This window comes from Streptomyces sp. NPDC050534, assembly GCF_044457745.1.
GTDB lineage: Bacteria > Actinomycetota > Actinomycetes > Streptomycetales > Streptomycetaceae > Streptomyces.
The window spans coordinates 914,586-933,106 of the sequence record NZ_JBITHF010000002.1; the positions used below are offsets into that span (position 1 = coordinate 914,586).

13 protein-coding genes are annotated in these 18,521 nt (G+C 70.9%); 6 read left to right on the forward strand and 7 right to left on the reverse strand.

What is annotated here, in order from left to right:
• Positions 1-42: 42 nt before the first annotated feature.
• The 5 genes from ACIBN2_RS09830 to ACIBN2_RS09850 all read right to left on the reverse strand — a co-directional run bounded on the left by ACIBN2_RS09830 (position 43) and on the right by ACIBN2_RS09850 (position 7,176).
• Positions 43-2,967: a glycoside hydrolase family 2 TIM barrel-domain containing protein gene (locus tag ACIBN2_RS09830; RefSeq protein ID WP_399133712.1), complete on the reverse strand. Its 2,925-nt coding sequence runs from the start codon at positions 2,965-2,967 to the stop codon at positions 43-45.
• Positions 2,964-3,827: a carbohydrate ABC transporter permease gene (locus ACIBN2_RS09835; RefSeq protein WP_399133713.1), complete on the reverse strand. Its 864-nt coding sequence runs from the start codon at positions 3,825-3,827 to the stop codon at positions 2,964-2,966. Before ACIBN2_RS09835 ends, ACIBN2_RS09830 begins: the two co-directional genes overlap by 4 nt.
• A 14-nt stretch (positions 3,828-3,841) precedes the next feature.
• A complete protein-coding gene (locus ACIBN2_RS09840) occupies positions 3,842-4,798 on the reverse strand; it encodes a carbohydrate ABC transporter permease (protein WP_399133714.1) in 957 nt (318 codons plus the stop codon).
• Positions 4,798-6,084 carry an ABC transporter substrate-binding protein gene (locus ACIBN2_RS09845; RefSeq protein ID WP_399133715.1) on the reverse strand — a complete coding sequence of 429 codons (1,287 nt, stop codon included), beginning with the start codon at positions 6,082-6,084 and terminating at the stop codon, positions 4,798-4,800. The genes ACIBN2_RS09840 and ACIBN2_RS09845 overlap by 1 nt, the downstream gene beginning before the upstream one ends.
• A 72-nt stretch (positions 6,085-6,156) precedes the next feature.
• Complete coding sequence (locus tag ACIBN2_RS09850) at positions 6,157-7,176, reverse strand: carbohydrate kinase family protein (protein ID WP_399133717.1); 1,020 nt, start codon at positions 7,174-7,176, stop codon at positions 6,157-6,159.
• Positions 7,177-7,302: 126 nt separating this feature from the next.
• On the opposite strand from ACIBN2_RS09850, the gene ACIBN2_RS09855 reads away from it, so the two are divergent.
• The 4 genes from ACIBN2_RS09855 (at position 7,303) to ACIBN2_RS09870 (ending at position 13,634) form a co-directional block, all read left to right on the forward strand.
• Complete coding sequence (locus ACIBN2_RS09855; protein WP_399133974.1) at positions 7,303-8,067, forward strand: DeoR/GlpR family DNA-binding transcription regulator; 765 nt, start codon at positions 7,303-7,305, stop codon at positions 8,065-8,067.
• Positions 8,064-9,401, forward strand: a complete 1,338-nt coding sequence (locus ACIBN2_RS09860) for a 6-phospho-beta-glucosidase (RefSeq protein ID WP_399133718.1) — start codon at positions 8,064-8,066, stop codon at positions 9,399-9,401. The genes ACIBN2_RS09855 and ACIBN2_RS09860 overlap by 4 nt, the downstream gene beginning before the upstream one ends.
• A gap of 65 nt (positions 9,402-9,466) precedes the next feature.
• Positions 9,467-12,508 carry an alpha-mannosidase gene (locus ACIBN2_RS09865; RefSeq protein ID WP_399133719.1) on the forward strand — a complete coding sequence of 1,014 codons (3,042 nt, stop codon included), beginning with the start codon at positions 9,467-9,469 and terminating at the stop codon, positions 12,506-12,508.
• 295 nt (positions 12,509-12,803) lie between these two features.
• Positions 12,804-13,634: a sulfotransferase family protein gene (locus ACIBN2_RS09870; protein ID WP_399133720.1), complete on the forward strand. Its 831-nt coding sequence runs from the start codon at positions 12,804-12,806 to the stop codon at positions 13,632-13,634.
• A gap of 36 nt (positions 13,635-13,670) precedes the next feature.
• Here the strand turns inward: ACIBN2_RS09870 and ACIBN2_RS09875 are convergent, their stop codons facing one another.
• Entirely contained in the window at positions 13,671-15,359 is a 1,689-nt protein-coding gene (locus ACIBN2_RS09875) for a carbohydrate binding domain-containing protein (protein WP_399133722.1), read from the reverse strand.
• Between the two features lie 126 nt (positions 15,360-15,485).
• Positions 15,486-16,631, reverse strand: a complete 1,146-nt coding sequence (locus ACIBN2_RS09880; RefSeq protein ID WP_399133723.1) for an ATP-grasp domain-containing protein — start codon at positions 16,629-16,631, stop codon at positions 15,486-15,488.
• A 270-nt stretch (positions 16,632-16,901) separates the two neighbouring features.
• Between ACIBN2_RS09880 and ACIBN2_RS09885 the strand changes: the two genes are divergently transcribed.
• Both ACIBN2_RS09885 and ACIBN2_RS09890 read left to right on the forward strand, forming a co-directional pair.
• The gene (locus ACIBN2_RS09885; RefSeq protein WP_399133724.1) at positions 16,902-17,762 is read left to right on the forward strand and encodes a metallophosphoesterase family protein; all 861 of its coding nucleotides are present in this window, start codon (positions 16,902-16,904) and stop codon (positions 17,760-17,762) included.
• Positions 17,759-18,442 carry a 4'-phosphopantetheinyl transferase gene (locus tag ACIBN2_RS09890; protein WP_399133725.1) on the forward strand — a complete coding sequence of 228 codons (684 nt, stop codon included), beginning with the start codon at positions 17,759-17,761 and terminating at the stop codon, positions 18,440-18,442. Before ACIBN2_RS09885 ends, ACIBN2_RS09890 begins: the two co-directional genes overlap by 4 nt.
• Positions 18,443-18,521: the final 79 nt, after the last annotated feature.

Below are 18,521 nucleotides of genomic sequence, written 5' to 3' on the forward strand. Positions count from 1 at the left end.
CATGTCACATGTGACATGGGACAGGAAGGCGGGCGGGGGAGTTCAGTGAACGCGCAGCGTCCAGCTCCAACGGTGGACGCCGGGGGAGATGAGGTACGAGGCGGAGGTGTCGGGCCCGCAGGACGCCGTGCCCAGCCCCCGGTGCGCCGCGTCTACGTGCACGATGCACCCGGGCCGCGGCACCAGTCCGTCGTGGTGCGTGGCGGCGGTCAGGTCCTCGGCACGGAACCGGGTCACCGAGACCTGACGCGGCTCGTCCAGCTCGACCTCGAGACCGGTCGCGTCCGGCGCGGACAGCGTGAAGCGCCGTACGCCGTGCCGGCCGCCGCTCTCCTGCGGACGCAGGTAGGGGGTGAACAACTCGTCCACGGGAACGGCATGATGGCCGACGGGCGCGCCCGCGCTCCGGTCGGGATACGACTCCCACGGTCCCTGCCCGAACCACTCCAGCAGGTCCAGGCCCCCTACCGTCTCGAAGACCGAGCCGACCCGCGCCACGTCGTCGAACTCCTCCGGCAGTTCGGCCTCCTCGGCGATCAGGATGCCGCCCTCGACGGGAGTGAGCACCTGCCGGTGGCGTACGACGCCGGCCGTGCCGGCGTACTCGGCGTCCACGGTGACCCGGCCGTCGTCCCGTCGTACCGAGACCGCCTTGCGGACCAGGGCGTCGAGCCCCCACGTCCGCCGGCGCGGGGCCGTGCCGCCGAGCTCGTCGTTGTCGGTGGGCGCCCGCCACAGGGACAGCGTGGGGCCGGCGGTCAGCAGGGGATGGAGCAGGAGGCCCTCGTCGTCGACCCGCACGACACCTTCCACGGGGACGTCCCGGGACACGGAGGGCCCGCGCAGCCGCACCTGCGGCACGCACACCTCCGTGCCGCGCGGCGCCCACGGCAGGTCCTCGGCCGTCGTCACCCGCAGCGTCAGCCAGGTCTCGCCGCCGTCGCACGGCACGGCGAAGGGCAGCGGCACGGCGGCCGTCTCGCCCGGCCGCAGATGGGGCAGCTCGGCCGGTGCGGTCAGCGTGCGGCCGTCGGCCAGGGACAGCTCCCAGGTGCCGGACAGCCAGTCCAGGCCGCGGAAGTGCTGGTGGTTGCCGAGCACGATGCCCTCGTGCCGGTAGCACTCGATGCGTACGGGCGCCGCGATCTCCCGGTGCTCGTACAGCGCGGGCTTCGGGGTGCGGTCGGGGAAGACGACACCGTCGGCGACGAACGCGCCGTCGTGGATCGTCTCGCCGAAGTCGCCGCCGTAGGCCCAGCGGTGGCCGGGTGCGGTGACACCGTTGTCGTACAGCCCGGCGCCCGCGCGCCCGGCAGGTCTGCCGTCGCTCACGCGTTGCAGGATTCCGTGGTCCCAGAACTCCCAGATGAACCCGCCCTGAAGACCCGGCGTGGACTCGATGGCCGCCCAATGGTCCGCCAGCGTGCCGTTGCTGTTGCCCATGGCGTGGCTGTACTCGCACTGGATGAGGGGCCTGGTCTGCCGCCCCGAGAGGGCGTGGGCGACGCAGTCCTCGATCGGCGCGTACATGGGGCAGGCGATGTCGGAGGCGTCGTCGGTGGCCGCCCAGTCGAGCTTGGCGGCGCCCTCGTACTGGATCGGCCGGGTCGGGTCGTGCCGGCGCACCCATCCGGCCGCCGCGTCGTGGTTCGCGCCGTAGTCGGACTCGTTGCCCAGCGACCAGACGATGACCGAGGGGTGGTTCTTGTCCCGCAGCACCATCCGCGAGACGCGGTCCACGAAGGCGTTCAGGTAGCGCGGGTCGTCGGCGATCTCGTGGGCATGGTCGTGTGACTCGATGTCCGCCTCGTCGACGACGTAGAAGCCGAGTTCGTCGGCCAGGTCGTAGAGGGCGGGGTCGCACGGGTAGTGGGAGGTGCGGATCGCGTTGAAGCCGAACCGCTTCAGCAGGACGAGGTCCGCGCGCATGTCGTCGCGGGTGACCGTGCGGCCGGTCAGCGGGTGGAAGTCGTGCCGGTTGACGCCGCGGATGAACACGCGCTCGCCGTTGAGGAGGAGGTCGCGGCCGGCGATCTCGACGTCGCGGAACCCGATGCGGTGGCGGGAGGTGTCGGCGACGGTGCCGTCCGGGCGGTGCAGGCGGACGGTCAGGTCGTACAGCTCGGGCGTCTCGGCGTTCCAGGTGCGCACCTCGGGCACGGTGGTCTGGATGCGGGCCTCGCCGAGGAAGTCGGAGACCCTTTCGTCCTCGGTGTTGAGACGGTCGAACTCCGAGTCCTGCGACAGGAGTTGATCCGTCAGGTCGGCGCTGACGTACCACCCGGCCGGCAGCGCGCCCCGCGCGTCGCGTACGCGGCAGTCGACGCGCAGTCCGCCGTCGTACCCGGCGCGCACGGTCACGTCGGCCAGGTGCAGTGGGTCGGTCGCGTACAGCAGCACCGACCGTGTGATGCCCGCGTGCCACCAGTGGTCCTGGTCCTCGATGTGCGAGGCGTCCGACCACTTCACCACGGTCAGCCGCAGCACCGACCGCTCACCGGCGCGTACCACGCCGGTGAGGTCGAACTCGGCGGCCAGGTGGGAGTCCTTGGAGATGCCGACGGGCCGCCCGTCGACGTGCACGAGCAGCACGCTTTCGGCGGCGCCGACCTGGAGCACGATCCGGCGTCCGGACCAGTCGGCGGGAATGTCCAGCTCGCGTTCGTACACGCCCGTCGGGTTGTCGGCGGGGGAGCCGGGCGGGACGTCGGGGAACGGCATCCGGACGTTGGTGTACTGCGGCAGGTCGTCGGCACCGGCGGACTGCATGGTCCAGGCGCCGGGGACGCATGCCGAGGACCAGGCACCGCCGACCGGCGCGTCCGGAACGGGCAGCAGCTGGAAGCGCCAGTCGCCGTCCAGGGAGAGGGCTCCCGCGCGCCGGTCGACGGCGTGCGCCGCGAGCCGCCCCCAGGAGGTCACCTCGGGTGCCTCCCAGGGGCGGAGCGCGAGCAGGGGGTCGGTCAACGGATGGCTCCCTTGCCGAGGTCGCCGATGATCTGCTTGGCGCCGATCGCGAAGACGAGCAGCAGCGGGACCAGCGCGAGCAGGGCGCCGGTCATGACCATTCCGTAGTCCGTGGTGCCGTGGACGCCGTTGAGCTGGGACAGCGCGACCTGGAGGGTGACGTTGTCGGGGTTGGTGAGGGCGACCAGGGGCCAGGCGTAGTCGTTCCACTGGCCCATGAAGGTGAAGATGCCGAGAAAGGCCAGGCCAGGCCGGACCACCGGGAGGGCCACGTGCCAGTACTGACGCAGGAAGCCCGCTCCGTCGATGCGCGAGGCGTCTAGCAGCTCGTCGTGGATGGCGCTCTTCATGTACTGGCGCATCCAGAAGATGCCGAAGGCGTTGGCCGCCGCCGGCACGATCAGCGCCGTCATGGAGCCGATCCAGCCGATCTTCGCCATCATCACGAACTGCGGGATGATCGCCATCTGCGTCGGCACCATGAAGATCGCCATCAGCAGGACGAACAGCACTCTGCGGCCCGGGAATTGGAACTTGGCGAAGACGAACGCGGCCAGCGAGTCGAAGAACAGGACCAGGAAGGTCACCGCCGACGCCACCAGCAGCGAGTTGAGCATCGAGCCGAAGAAGTCGATGTTGTCGAAGAGGCTGCGGACGTTCTGCAGGAAGTGCGAGCCGGGCAGCAGCTTGGGCGGGTAGGAGAAGATCTCGCTGGAGGTGTGGGTCGACATGACGACGGCCCAGTAGAAGGGGAAGGCCGACAGCAGCAGTCCGGCGACGAGGACGGCGTGCAGTGCGATGCCGCGGCCGCGGGTTCCCTTGATGCCCCTGGGGCGCTTGGTGTGCTGGAGGGATGCCATGGCGCTCGGGCCTCCTAGTCTTCGCCCCGGCGCTGCACCAGCCGCCAGTTGATGATCGAGAAGATGACGACGACGAGGAAGATCCCCCATGCCACGGCGGCGCCGTAGCCGAAGTCGTTGTTGTCGAAGGTCTGCTGGAAGAAGTAGAGGACCATCGTGCGGCCCGCGTGGTCCGGGCCCCCGGAGAAGGTCGAGTCGTTGGAGGTGTTCTGCAGCAGCACCTGCGCCTCGGTGAAGCTCTGCAGACCCGTCACCGTCGAGACCACGAGCACGAACAGCAGCGTCGGGCGCAGCATCGGCAGCGTGATCCGGAAGAACGTCTGCACGGGGTTCGCGCCGTCCACCCGCGCCGCCTCGTACAGCTCGCCCGGGATGGTCTGCAGGCCGGCGAGGAAGATGATCGCGTTGTAGCCGGTCCACTGCCAGGTCATCAGCGTCGCGATGGCGACCTTGATGCCCCACGGCGTGTTCAGCCAGGCCACCTGGTCCAGGCCCACGGCCTGCAACAGGGCGTTGACGAGGCCGAAGTTGGTGGAGAAGACCGAGCCGAAGACGATGGCGATCGCGACGACCGAGGTGACGTTCGGCAGGAAGTAGGCGAAGCGGTAGGCGTTCTTGAAGCGGACCGCCGAGTTGAGCATCACGGCCGTGACCATCGCCAGGAAGATCATGGGGAAGGTGGCCAGCGCCCAGATGATGAGCGTGTTGCCGATCGAGCTCCAGAAGTCGCTGTCGGCCAGCAGGTACCGGTACTGCGACAGGCCGGCCCACTCCGTCGGGCCGAGGCCGTCCCAGCGGTGGAAGGACAGATAGAGCGAGAAGCCGACGGGGACCAGGCCGAAGGCGAGGAAGAGGAGATAGAAGGGGGAGATCGCGGCGTAGAGGTGCCAGTACTTGCGGAGTCCCGTGCGGGGCCGGGTAGTTGGGGCCGCTTCCGTGATGACGGGAGGCTTCTCCAGGGCGGTGGCCATCAGTAGCTCACCCCCAGATGCTTCGCGATGCGCCGGCACTTGCTCATGGCGTCACTCCAGGCCTTCTCCGGGTCCTTGCCGAGGACGCCGACGTTCTTGATCTCGTCCTTGATGGGCTGCCCGAGCGCCACGTCGTACGGGCTGTTGTAGGCGATGGCGATCTTCTGCGCGGCCGGGCCGAAGACGTCCGTGGTCACCTGGCCGCCGAAGAACGGGTCGGGCTCGCGCAGTTGCTTCAGGCCGTAGGAGGCGGGTGTGGAGGGGAACAGGCCCGCGTCGACGTAACCTGTGGCCTGGTTGGCCGCGTTGAGCATCCACGCGATGATCTCGAAGGCGTGCTCGGGCTCCCGGCACGCCTTGGTGATCGACAGGAACGAGCCGCCGTTGTTGGACGGCCGCACCGGCATGTCGGCGATCCGCCACCTGCCCTTGGTCTTCGGGTTGCCGTTCTTGATGTCGTACGTCGCCCAGGAGGCACCGAGCTGGCTGGGGAGCTTGCCGGTGTCCACCGCGGAGATCTGGTCCGGGGTGCCGGTGACGAGGTCGGAGACGATGCCGCGCCGCTTGGCCTCCACCGCGAGATCCCAGGCGTGGCGCACGTGGTGCTGGTCGCCGATGAAGCGGCGGTCCTTGTCGACGTAGCGCTTGGCGCCCTGCTGCACGATGTTCTCGAAGACGCTGTTGACGTCGGTGAGCAGCGAGGTTCCCGGGATCCGCTTCCTCAGCTGCTCGCCGGCCGTGAAGAACTTCTCCCAGGTGTTCAACTCCGCGGAGACGTCGGCGGGTTCGTAGGGCAGTCCCGCCTTCCGGAAGACCTGGTACTGGTAGAAGTGCGCGACCGGGCCGCAGTCGATGGGGAAGCCGACCATCGTGCCGTCGTCGGCGATGCCCTGCTGCCATTTCCACGGCAGGTACTGGGACCTGTACTTCTGCGCCCCGAGCGTGCGCAGGTCCACGAACTGCTCGGCGTCGGGCAGGTAGGACGCCATGTCCTCGCCCTTGAGGCCCGCGATGTCGGGGACGTGGGCGCGGCCCGTGAGCGTGGTGATCAGCTTGGACCGGTAGTAGCCGCCGATCTTGATGGCCTTGAGATCCACCGTGGAGTCGTAACGGGCCCTGGCCTTCTTCAGGACCGTGTCGCCGAGGCCGCCGTCCCAGTACCACAGGACCATGTTCCGGCCGGTCGAGCCGGTCGGTACGGCACAGCCGGACGTCAGGCCGCCGAGGGCCGTGGCGGCCGTGCCGGCCAGGCCCGCGCGCAGCAGGCCTCTTCGTGAGAGCCGCACAGCTCCCACCGCCTTTCGGATCTTTTCTGGACTTCGCATGAGAGGGGCGCCATGTGAGGGGCGTGAAGGGGGTCAGTGCGGCCGTGCGGGCGGGGTGACGGGGGCGTACCGGACCGGCGGGCCGACGTCCGCGGGGATCCGGTCCGCGAGGAAGCCGTACGCGCGCTTCAGCCCGGGGTCGGTCAGGGAGCGCCACCAGCGGTCGACGCCGTACCAGCCGGGGGCGGCGAGCGCGCCGCCGTGGTGGCGGACGGACAGTCCGGCGGCGAGGACGGCGAACCGCAGCCGCTCCTCGAGCGGCCAGCCGCCGAGCGAGGCCGCGACGAAGCTCGCGCCGAACACGTCGCCGGCGCCCGTGGCGTCCACGACGTCGACGTCCAGGGCCAGGACCTCCGCGTACTCGCCGGTGGTCTGGTCGACGGCGACCGCGCCGTGCCCGCCCCGGGTGACCACGGCCACCGGCACCAGCTCGGAGAGCGTGCCGAGGGCCGCGACCGCGCTGCCGGTGCGGGTGTAGGCCATCGCCTCGGTCTCGTTGGGGAGGAAGGCGTGGCACAGGGCGAGCTGGTCCAGCAGGTCCGAGGACCACTCCTGGGTGGGGTCCCAGCCGACGTCGGCATAGATCCGCGTGCCGTTCGCGGCGGCCTTGGCGAGCCAGGCGCGCGGCTCGGCCTCTAGGTGGACGAGGGCGGTGCGCGCCTCGGGCGGGTCGCCCACCAGCGCGTCCTGGGAGTACGGGGGCTCCTGGCCGTGTGTGACCAGGGCCCGGTCGTGCCCGGCGGCCAGCGAGACGGTGACGGGGGTGGGCCAGCCGTCCGCGGTGCGGGAGAGTGAGAGGTCGACGCCTTCCTGGTCGCCGAGGACGTCGCGGCAGTACGCGCCGTAGAAGTCGTCGCCGAAGACCGTGGCCAGCGAGGTGCGCAGGCCGAAGCGGGACGCGGCCACCGCGAGGTTCGCGATGCCGCCGGGGCCGCAGCCCATGCCGGCCGTCCAGATCTCCTCGCCCGGCGTCGGCGGCTTCCCGAGCCCCGTGAGGACGAGGTCGTAGAAGAGCAGCCCGGTCAGCAGCACCTCAGGCCTGTCGTCGTCCACGCGCAGCCTCTCGTCAAAACTCGTCAATTTCGATGACGGGAATCGTGCGCCGCTCCGCGAGATTGGTCAATACCTCAGCAGAAGTGAGCATGGAAATGATTGAAGATGACGAGTAGTGTTCACGGCGTGCTGGCTGAACGACGACATCAACTCATCCTGCGGGCCCTGCGCTCCGGCGGCCCCGCATCCGTGACCGACCTCTCCGAGAAGCTGGACGCGAGTCCCGCCACGATCAGGCGCGACCTGGTCAAGCTGGAGGAGGACGGGCTGCTCACCCGCGTGCACGGCGGCGCCGTCGTGGAGGAGGGCGACCAGCCCTTCGCCGAGGTCGCCGAGGTGCGCGTGGCCGAGAAGGACGCGATAGCCGCGCGCGCCGCGGCGATGGTCGCGGACGGCCAGTCGGTGCTGCTCGACATCGGCACCACCGCCTACCGGCTGGCCCGCCAGCTGCACGGCCGCCGCCTCACCGTGATCACCAGCAACCTGGTGGTCTACGAGGAGCTCGCCGACGACGAGGGCATCGAGCTGGTGCTGCTCGGCGGCATGGTGCGCCGCGAGTACCGCTCCCTGGTCGGCTTCCTCACCGAGGACAATCTGCGCCAGCTGCATGCCGACTGGCTCTTCCTGGGCACCAGTGGAGTGCGCCCGGGTGGGCAGGTGATGGACACGACGGTCGTCGAGGTGCCGGTCAAGCGCGCCATGATCAAGGCGAGCGAGAAGGTCGTGCTGCTCGCGGACACGGCGAAGTTCCCGGGTACGGGGATGGCGAAGGTCTGCGGTCCCGACGACCTGGACGTGGTGGTGACGAACGCGCCGGTCGACCCGGCGACCCGCTCCTCCCTGGAGGAGGCGGGCGTCGAGGTCGTGCTGGCAGGAAAGGTGCAGCCGTGAAGCTGACGATTCTTGGCGGCGGCGGGTTCAGGGTGCCGCTGGTGTACGGGGCTCTGCTGACCGACCACGCCGAGGGGCGGGTCACCGAGGTCGTGCTGCACGACCTGGACGCCGGCCGGCTGGGCGCGGTCGCCCGGGTCCTGGCCGAGCAGGCGGCGGGCAGTCCCGGCGCCCCCACGGTGACCGCCACGACCGACCTCGACGAGGCCCTGCGCGGCGCCGACTTCGTCTTCTCCGCGATCCGCGTCGGCGGCCTGGAGGGCAGGGCGGAGGACGAGCGGGTGGCCCTCGCGGAAGGCGTCCTCGGCCAGGAGACCGTCGGCGCGGGCGGCATCGCCTACGGCCTGCGCACCGTCCCGGTCGCCGTCGACATCGCACGCCGCGTGGCCCGCCTCGCGCCGGACGCCTGGGTCATCAACTTCACCAACCCGGCGGGCCTGGTCACCGAGGCCATGTCCCGCCACCTCGGCGACCGCGTCATCGGCATCTGCGACTCCCCGGTCGGCCTCGGCCGCCGTATCGCCCGCGTCCTCGGCGGCAACCCGCAGGAGGCGTGGATCGACTACGTCGGCCTCAACCACCTCGGCTGGGTGCGCGGCCTGCACATCGCGGGGCGCGACGAACTCCCGCGGCTGCTCGCCGATCCCGACCTGCTCGGCTCCTTCGAGGAGGGCAAGCTCTTCGGCGTGGACTGGCTCCAGTCGCTCGGCGCGATCCCCAACGAGTACCTGCACTACTACTACTTCAACCGCGAGGCCGTGCGCGCCTACCAGCAGGCCGAGAGGACCCGCGGCGCCTTCCTCCGCGACCAGCAGGCGCGTTTCTACGAGGAGATGCGCGACCCCGAGGCCCGGGCGCTCGCCACCTGGGACCGCACCCGTGCCGAGCGCGAGGCGACGTACATGGCCGAGAACCGGGAGAGCGCGGGCGCCGGCGAGCGCGACGCCGACGACCTCTCCGGCGGCTACGAGAAGGTCGCCCTCGCCCTGATGCGGGCCATCGCCCGCGACGAACGCACCACGCTGATCCTCAACGTCCGCAACCGCGGCACCCTCTCGGTGCTCGACACCGAGGCCGTCATCGAGGTCCCGTGCCTGGTCGACGCCAACGGCGCGCACCCGGTCACCGTCGCCCCGCTGCCCGGCCACGCCACCGGCCTGGTCTGCGCGGTCAAGGCGGTCGAGCGCGAGGTGCTGGCCGCCGCCGAGTCCGGCTCCCGTACGACGGCGGTGAAGGCGTTCGCGCTGCATCCGCTCGTCGACTCTGTGAATGTGGCCCGGCGGCTGGTCGAGGACTACGCGCACGTTCACCCGGGCCTTTCCTACCTGAAGTAAGCTCCGGGCAGAAAGCGCTTTCCCCTGTACGCTCGCCGCCCCGCCGCCCTCTCTGGAGACCTCTCATGCACGACGAACGCCGCCGGATCGAGGAGCGCGCCGAGCGCCTCCACAACCAGCGCATCAAGCCCGCGCTCTACGCGGCCACCGTCCCCCTGACGGTCGAGGCCTGGCAGGCGCCGGGCGAGCCGGTCCCGTTCGAGGCGGCGTCGGCCGCCTCCTACGAGCCCTTCGCCATGGACACCCCGTGGGGCCCGCCCTGGGGCACCACCTGGTTCCGTATGCGGGGGCAGGTGCCCGCCGAGTGGGCCGGGCGTCGCGTCGAGGCCGTCATCGACCTCGGCTTCGTCGGCGACTGGCCGGGCAACCAGGCCGAGGCGCTGGTCCACCTCACCGACGGGACGCCGCTGAAGGCGGTCAACCCGCTCAACCAGTACGTGCCGATCGCCAACCCGGCGGCGGGCGGCGAGGAGATCCACTACCTGGTCGAGGCCGCCTCCAACCCCGACATCCTGGCGAACGACTTCGCCGGGCCCACGCACCTGGGCGATGTGCTCACCGCCGGTGACAAGCCGCTCTACACCTTCCGGCGCGCCGACCTCGCCGTCCTCGACGAGGAGGTCTTCCACCTCGACCTGGACCTCCAGGTGCTGCGCGAGCTCATGGTCCACCTCGGCGAGCACGAGCCGCGCCGCCACGAGATCCTGCACGCCCTGGACCGCGCCATGGACGTCCTCGACCTGGACGACGTCCCCGGCAGCGCGGCCGCCGTCCGCGAGGTGCTCGCGCCGGTCCTGGCCAGGCCCGCCCACGCGAGCGCGCACACGATCTCCGGCGTCGGCCACGCGCACATCGACTCCGCGTGGCTGTGGCCCATCCGCGAGACCAAGCGCAAGACGTCCCGCACCTTCTCCAACGTCACCGCGCTCGCCGACGAGTACGAGGAGTTCATCTTCGCCTGCTCGCAGGCCCAGCAGTACGAGTGGGTGCGCGACAACTACCCGCAGGTGTGGGAACGGATCAAGAAGTCCGTCGCCAAGGGCCAGTGGGCGCCGGTCGGCGGCATGTGGGTGGAGTCAGACGGCAACCTGCCCGGTGGCGAGGCGATCGCCCGCCAGCTGATCCACGGCAAGCGGTTCTTCATCGAGCACTTCGGCATCGAGACCAAGGGCGTCTGGCTGCCGGACTCCTTCGGCTACAACGCCGCCTACCCGCAGCTCGCCAAGCTCGCCGGCAACGACTGGTTCCTCACCCAGAAGATCTCCTGGAACCAGACCAACAAGTTCCCCCACCACACCTTCTGGTGGGAGGGCATCGACGGCACCCGCATCTTCACCCACTTCCCGCCGGTCGACACCTACAACGCCCGCTTCAGCGGCGAGGAGATGGACCGCGCGGTCCGCAACTACGCGGAGAAGGGCGCCGGTACGCGCTCGCTCGCCCCGTTCGGCTGGGGCGACGGCGGTGGCGGTCCCACCCGCGAGATCATGGAGCGGGCCCGCCGGCTCGCCGACCTGGAGGGCTCGCCCAAGGTCGTCGTCGAGCACCCCGACACCTTCTTCGCCAAGGCCCGCGAGGAGTACCCGGACGCCCCCGTCTGGAACGGCGAGCTCTACCTGGAGCTGCACCGCGCCACCTACACCTCCCAGGCCCGCACCAAGCAGGGCAACCGCCGCAGCGAACACCTGCTGCGCGAGGCCGAGTTGTGGGCGACGACGGCCGCCCTGCACGCGAGCGGCTACTCCTACCCGTACGAGAAGCTGGACCGGCTGTGGAAGACGGTGCTGCTGCACCAGTTCCACGACATCCTGCCGGGGTCCTCGATCGCCTGGGTGCACCGCGAGGCGGAAGCCGAATACGCGCGTGTGGCGGGGGAGTTGGAGGCGCTGACGGCGGAGGCGATCGCCGCGCTCGGCGGCGGCGGCGCCCGGGTGTTCAACACCAGCCCGTACGCCCGCACCGAGGTGGTCCGCACGTCCGAGGGCGCGCCCGCCTACGTGCACGTGCCCGCGAGCGGCAGCGCGCCGCTCGCCGCCGCCGAGCCGCCACAGCCGGTGACGGTCGACGGCCGGGTGCTCGACAACGGCCTGGTCCGGGTCGAGGTCGCCGAGGACGGCACCCTGTCCTCCGTGTTCGACCTGCGGGCGAGGCGCGAAGTCCTCGCCGAGCGGGGCAACTTGCTGCGCCTGCACACCGACCTGCCCAACTACTGGGACGCCTGGGACATCGACAAGCACTACAAGAACCGCTACACGGACCTCCTCGAGGCCGAGGCGGTCACCGTGACCGAGGCGGACCCGCTGGTCGCCTCGATCCGCGTCGAGCGCTCCTTCGGCAAGGGCTCGAAGATCACCCAGACGATCACGCTGCGCGCGGGCAGCCCTCGTATCGACTTCGCGACCGACATCGACTGGCACGAGGCCGAGAAGATCCTCAAGGCGGGCTTCCCGGTCGACGTCCGGGCGCCGCACTCCTCCGCGGAGATCCAGTTCGGGCACATCCAGCGGCCCACGCACACCAACACCAGCTGGGAGGCGGCCCGTTTCGAGGTCTCCGGCCACCGCTGGGTGCACATCGCCGAGCCCGGCTACGGCGTCGCTGTCATCAACGACTCGACCTACGGCCACGACGTCTCCCGCACCGTCCGCGAGGACGGCGGCACCACGACCAGGGTCAGCCTCAGCCTGGTCCGCGCCCCGCGCGTCCCGGACCCGGAGGCCGACCAGGGACGCCACCACTTCGTCTACTCCCTGCTGCCCGGCGCGAGCATCGAGGACGCCGTCGCCGAGGGCTACGCCCTCAACCTGCCGCTGCGGGTGGCGGATGCGGCGGGCGCACCCGAGCCGGTGGTCTCGGTGGACGGCGAGGGCGTGACCGTCGAGGCCGTGAAGCTCGCCGACGACGCCTCCGGCGATGTCGTGGTGCGGCTCTACGAGTCCCGCGGCGGCCGCGGCCAGGGCGTCCTGCGCACCGGCTTCCCGCTGGCCGGCGCCCAGGTGACGGACCTGCTGGAGCGCCGCCTGGAGGACGCGGAGGTCGCCGACGGCGGCGTCCCGGTCACGCTGCGGCCCTTCCAGATCCTGACCCTCCGGCTGCGCAGGGGCTGACCGGGTGGCCGTACAACCCTGGTTCACCCACGCCAAGTCGGAGATCTTCGTGCACTGGGGCATCTAGGCCGTCGACGGCGTCCAGGAGTAATTTCCATCGAAAATTAAGAGAGCGGTAAGTCGCCTGGTCACGGGAGCTTCGACGGCGCCCGTGACCAGTGCCGTTCCCCTCCCCGACACCTGTGGTTCGCCTCCACCCCCTGGGATGCGGCCCAACGGGCAAGAGGAAGGTGTCAACGTGAGTGACCGGCGTATGTCGGCGATACGGAGGGGACTCAAGCGTCGTGGGAGGCTCATGGCCCAGGCGGTGAGTCCGCCGCGCCGGACCCTGGACGCCGTGCCGTCCCCGCGCGGCCCCGAGCCGTCCTACACCGCACCTCCCGCGCCGCGCATGGTGGAGTCGCCGGTCTTCGTCCTGTCCTCGGTGCGGTCCGGCTCCACCCTGCTGCGGGTCCTGCTGAACAGCCACAGCCGGATCCGCGCCCCGCACGAGATGCATCTGCGGACGGTGCACGTCCACCTCTCGCGCGATTTCACCGCCGACGCCATGCAGGAGCTACGGCTCGACAAGGACGAACTGGAGCATCTGCTGTGGGACCGGGTGCTGCACCTGGAGCTGACCCGCAGCGGCAAGGACGTCATCGTCGACAAGACGCCGCCCAACACCCTCATCTGGCCGCGGCTGCAGCGATGTTGGCCCAAGGCCCGCTACATCCTGCTGCTGCGCCACCCGGGAGCGGTCATCGCCTCCCTGACCGGCCGCCGCGCGGACCCGGACCACGAGGCCATCCGCGCCGAGGTCCTCGACTACAGCCAGAAGCTGGAGGCGGCGCGGCACGCCCTCGACGCCCACGTGGTGACGTACGAGGACCTCACCGCCGAACCGGAGCGGACCACGCGCGGACTGTGCGACTACCTCGGCGTCGAGTGGGAGAGCGGCATGCTCGAGTACGGCGCCAAGGACCACGGCACCTTCCGCCCGCAGCTCGGCGACTGGTCCAGCACCATCAGGTCGGGCCGCATCCAGCCCGCCCGCGCCGCCGGCGAAAGGGCCGAACTGCCGCCGCGGCTGGCGGAGATGGCCAAGGCGTGGGGGTACCCGGTCGGGGCACCCCCACGCCACTGAGCGGCGGGCTTCAGCCGGTGGGCCGGCCCGTCGGTCTCAGCCGGTGAACCCGGCCGTGATCGAGGTGAACTGCCAGTTGTTCTGGCTGATGCCGGAGCAGTTGCTCACCACGCCGCCGCCCGGGCACGGCCGGTCGCGGTTGACCGACCAGAAGGCGAGCCGCGCGATGTGGTGCGAGTTCGACCAGTCCTTGATATGGGTCCAGATCGCCGGAGTCGTGGTCTCCTGCTGGTCGGACAGGCCGTTCATGCCGGAGATGCCGATGTGGGAGTACGCGGTGGCGTCGTCCCAGCCGAAGGTCGACTTCAGCTTGGCCTTCAGGCCCTCCGCGGCGTTGACGGTGTTGCCGTACATGTCGGAGCCGCCGCCGAAGTCGAACGGCATGATGGTGAAGACGTCGATGCCGGCGTTCAGCGACTGGGCCTGCTCGATGAGCCGGTTGCCGTAGTACGTCGGGCCGGTGGTCGACGTGCCGAAGGTGACGATGGTCCTCAGGCCGGGGTTGTTGGCCTTGACCGTCTTCAGCGCGGTGAGGATCTTCGCCTGGACGGCCTCGTTCTCGAACTCGTCGGTGTTCTCGATGTCCATGTCGATCGCCTTGAGCGAGTAGGCGTCGATCACCTTCTGCAGGGCGCCCGCGAGCGCGCTCGCGGAGGAGCAGTTGGCGCCGAGCTTGCTGCCCTGCCAGCCGCCGAAGGACGGCACGATGTCACCGCCCGCGGAGCGGATGGCGTTGATCGCGCTCTGGTCGGCGCCGCCGGTCAGCGGCCGGCTGCCGTCCCAGGCCGGGTTGCAGCCACCGGAGTCGAGCACGAAGGCCATCGTGAACCACTTGACGCCGGTCGCGCTCATCACCGTCGACGGGCTCGGCGGGTCGCCCCAGCCCTCGTAGAGATAGGGCGCGGCCTGCTTGAAGCCGGTGCCGCCGCCACCGCCCGCGTCCGTCGTCACGCTCACGGAGTTGGAGGCGCCGGAGGTGTTCCCGGCCGCGTCGCGCGCCTTGACGGTGAAGGTGTACGCCGTGCTCGACGCGAGCCCGCCGACCGTGGCGCTCGTACCGGAGACGCTGAGGACCTGGTTGGAGCCGCTGTAGACGTCGTACGCGGTCACGCCCGTGTTGTCGGTGGAGGCGTTCCACTGCAGCGACACGCTGGAGGAGGTCTTGCCGGTCGAGGTCAGCCCGGTGGGCGCGGTCGGCGCCTGGGTGTCACCCCCGCCGCCCCCGCCGCCGGGGCCGTCCAGGCTGATGTCGTCGGCCCAGTACGTGCCCTGCGCGTACCAGCCGTGCACGTAGATCTTGGCGCTGGTCTGCGAGGCGCCCGTGGTGAAGGAGACGGTGAGCTGGCTGTACGCCGTCGGAGACGTGGTCCAGGTGGAGGCGCCGCCGTCGACGCCCAGGTACACGTAGGAGCCGCGCACCCAGCCGCTGAGCGAGTAGGTCGTGTTCGGCTGGACCGAGACGGTCTGGGAGCACTGCGCGTTGTCGCTGGAGGTCACCGCTCCCTGCAGGGCCTTGGAGCCGCCGTGCACGGGGGAGGAGACGACGGAGCCGAGGTTGCCGGAGCAGGTCCACGGGGAGAGGCTGCCCGACTCGAAGCCGGGGTTGGAGAGGATGTTCGCCGCCTGGGCGGTGCCGGGGAGGGCGATGGCTCCGGCGAGCGCGAGGGCGGCGGAGCCGAGAAGTGCGAAGAACCGGCGTCTGTGACGCCCGAAAGTGTTGCGCATGCGATCTCCCTGGAGAAATGGGGGTGTTCGGGAGTGCAGGAAGGTGCGCAACCAAGTTGGTATGGACCAATCATGGTGTCAAGATGCTGCGCCATGATTGGTCCAGACCGGTTGGCGGTGCGGGCGTCAGGCCGGTGTGATCGCCCGGGTGCCGGTGTCCGCCGCGGCGGCCTCCGCCGGTTCCGCCGCCGGCGAGGGCACGGCCGGCAGCAGCGGCTCCACCTCCTGGGTGCGCTGGTGCGGCAGCGTCACCGGGCGCAGCGGGCGCGGACCCGACACGACCGTGTAGTCCTGGCCGAGGAAGGGCGGCGTGATCTCGCCCGGGTCCTCGCCCAGCGCCAACTGCACCGCCGCCCAAGGGGCGTTGATGCCGCACTGGGAGAGCTGGTGCAGCCCGCCGGCCGGGCGTGTGTTGACGTCCATCAGGACCGGTCGGTCGCCGTACATGCGGAACTGGATGTTGGAGAGGTGGTGCAGCCCGAAGCCCTCGGCGATCCGGCGCGCCGGCTCCAGCCACTGCTCGTGGAGCGTGAAGCCGCGGCGGCGGCCGTTCTTGGTGCGGCCCACGGCCAGCCGGACCCTGTTGTCGGGGCCGGTGAGGCAGTCCACCGACACCTCGGGCTGCTCCAGGCGCGGCATCACCAGCCAGTCGACGGGCTCCTCGGCCTGCCGCAGCGCCTCGACGACCAGGTCGAGCGGCACGTACGGGCTGGGGAAGCCGCTCAGGTGCGTCATCGAGAAGGGGGAGCGGGTGATCATGCGGAAGCCGACCCCGCCCGCGCCGGACGCGGGCTTGAAGCACGCCGTGTGCCCGTCCGCCTCCAACTCCTCCACGGCGAAGACGAGTTCCTCCGCCGACCGGACCCGCCACCACGGCGGCACCGGAGCCCCGATCGCCTGCACGGCCTCGTAGGCGACGACCTTGTCCTCGAAGACGGCCACGGCCTGGGGCGTCGGCGCCAGCAGCGCCGTGCCCACGGCCTCGAACTCCGCGCGGTGCGCCACGACGGCCGACTGGTGCAGCCGGGGCACGAACACGTCGATGCCGCGCCGCTGGCACTGGTCCAGCGCGAACTCCACGTATGCGGCCGGAGACAGGCCCTCCGGCTCCAGCTCGGCGGTGTCGGCGGCGGCCAGCACGGGGGAGTCCGCGTCCCCGTGCGTCGCATGGATCTCCACCGCGCGATCACTGGGATTTCGGCGCAGCTGATCCATGAAGAACACGTTCTCCGCGTACGTGCGGTTGAGCCAGACGCGTACGCGAGAGACCATGCAGGCCGCCTTTCAGGGCGTGCGGGCAGGGCGGAGCGGCCCGTGCCCGGGCAGGGGTGGTTGGAGGGTCACCAAACCGCCCCTGTCTGAAGGGATTTCGAGGCGGTGGTGTCGGGGCGATCATACGGCCTTGCGAGGGGCGCGCGTGCAACGTCCGTGTTACGGATTCCGGAGCCCCCGCGCCCGACGGGGCGCCTTGTCGGCAGGCCGTGCCATGTGTTCTCGTGGTGCCGTCCGGGAGTGCGCTCGGTGTGCGGAGGGGGACGCGAGGTGACGTCGACGGCCGGGGGTGCCGGACAGCTGCTGGCCATCAGCGACCTGCACATCGGATATACCGAGAACCGTGCCCTGGTCGAGGAGATGCGCCCCGGGTCGGAAGGGGACTGGCTGCTCGTGGCCGGTGACGTCTCGGAGATCGCGTCCGACATCCGCTGGGCGCTGAAGACGCTGGCGAGCCGCTTCGCCAAGGTGATCTGGGTGCCGGGCAACCACGAGCTGTGGACCCACCCCAAGGACCCCGTCACCCTGCGCGGCGTCGCCCGCTACGAGCACCTCGTCGAGATGTGCCGCGAACTGGGCGTCCTCACGCCCGAGGACCCCTACCCCGTCTGGGAGGGCCCCGACGGCCCCGTCGCCGTCGCACCCCTCTTCCTCCTCTACGACTACTCGTTCCTGCCGGCCGGCTGCACCACCAAGGCGCAGGGCCTGGAGTACGCGCACGGGACCGGCATCGTGTGCACCGACGAGTACCTGCTGCACCCCGACCCCTACCCGAGCCGCGAGGACTGGTGCCGGGCCCGGGTCGCCGAGACCGAACGCCGGCTGGCCGAACTGCCCGCGGACCTGCCCACCGTGCTCGTCAACCACTACCCGCTGGACCGGCACCCCTGCGACGTCCTGTGGCACCCCGAGTTCGCCATGTGGTGCGGCACCGGGCTGACCGCCGACTGGCACCGGCGCTTCCGCGTGGAGACGATGGTCTACGGGCACCTGCACATCCCGCGGACCACCTTCCACGAGGGCGTCCGCTTCGAGGAGGTCTCGGTCGGCTACCCGCGCGAGTGGCGCAAGCGGCCCGAACCACCGGGACGACTGCGCCGCGTACTGCCGAAGGAGGTGGGCGTCGGGTGATCGAGGAGCTGCTGCCGCACGAGGTGGTGGCCGTGGAGGTGCACGGCGACGACGGCAGCGAGCACGCGCCCCTGTACCCCGAGGAGGCCGCGGTCGTGGCGCGGGCCGTCCCCAAGCGCCGTCGCGAGTTCGCCCTCGTCCGGGCCTGCGCACGCCGCGCCATGGACAAGCTCGGCGTGCCGCCGCAGCCGCTGCTGCCCGGCGAGCGCGGAGCGCCGGGCTGGCCGCCCGGGCTCGTCGGCAGCATGACCCACTGCGACGGCTACTGCGCGGCCGCCCTGGTGCGCGCCACCGACCTGGCCTCCCTCGGCATCGACGCCGAACCCCACCAGCCGCTCCCGGAGGGCGTCCTGGACGCCGTCTCCCTGCCCACCGAGGCGGCCCGGCTGAACCGCCTGGCCGGGCGGCATCCCGAGGTCCACTGGGACCGGCTGCTGTTCAGCGCCAAGGAGTCCGTCTACAAGGCGTGGTTCCCCCTCACCGGGCAGTGGCTGGACTTCTCGGAGGCCGACATCGAGGTGTCGGTCGATGCGGGCGGGCCGCTGCACGGCGGCCTCCGCGCCGAACTCCTCGTCCCCGGCCCGGTGGTCGGCGGCCGGCGCCTCGGCCACTTCGAGGGCCGGTGGACCGTCCAGCGGGGGCTGGCGGCGACCGCGATCACCGTCTCCCACACCTCCTGACGGCCCCACACCTCCTGAAGGCCCATTCCCTCCTGACGGCCCCACACCTCCCGAAGGCCCATTCCCTCCTGACGGCCCC